Annotated in this window: 1 protein-coding gene; it reads right to left on the minus strand. The window is 63.4% G+C overall.

From position 1 onward, the window contains the following. Window positions 1–168 precede the first annotated feature (168 nt). Window positions 169–699: glycosyltransferase (locus FQ755_RS02330; RefSeq protein ID WP_313957402.1), on the minus strand; the 531-nt coding region annotated here is incomplete at its 5' end.

Raw genomic sequence — 699 nt, forward strand, 5'->3', positions numbered from 1 at the left:
GCACGCGTTGGCGAGCATCGGCAATACGTGCGCGAGGCCGGCCAGCACCAGCCCAGCACCCGCTGCACGCATCAATGCCAGCACCGCGCCCGGATTGTCGCGCGCGACCAGCCAGAGCGCCGCAATCAGCCCTAGCAGCGCGGCAATACGACCCACATGCTTCATCGCTTACTCGTCCTGAACCGGTGACAGCAAACCGTCGCCATCCACCTTGAAACTGAAGCCTCGCCAGATCACCCGCGTCGAGAGAAAACTCGCCGCGAAGATCAGAAACGACACGATATCCCAGAACGGCAGCAGCCACAGATCGCGACGCACCTGCCGCAACGCGTGATCGGATTGCACCTTCAGCGCGAGCCGCACGACTAGCGCCAGCACCGCGAACGGCCATGTCCATACTGCCCCGCCGGATAGCGCGACCGTCAGCAGTGCGAACGCCAGCGGATGAATCAGCGCCGAGCCGAAATGTCCCACCGGATCGATTGTGCGAATCGTCCTGCTCCAGCGCAATTCATGAGCGATCAGCTTGGCGGCACTGGACTCCACGCACGCGTGCGACACCGTGAACGGCGGGATCACCACCTTCTCGCCGATCATGCGCACCGCTTCGCCGATCGCATGATCCTCCGCCAGGTGATGCACGAACTGCGCAAAGCCACCGATTTTCTCGAGCGTTTCGCGCCGCATCGCGATGGTCTG

It is taken from the genome of Paraburkholderia sp. BCC1885 (assembly GCF_900996235.1).
Classification (GTDB): Bacteria; Pseudomonadota; Gammaproteobacteria; order Burkholderiales; family Burkholderiaceae; genus Paraburkholderia.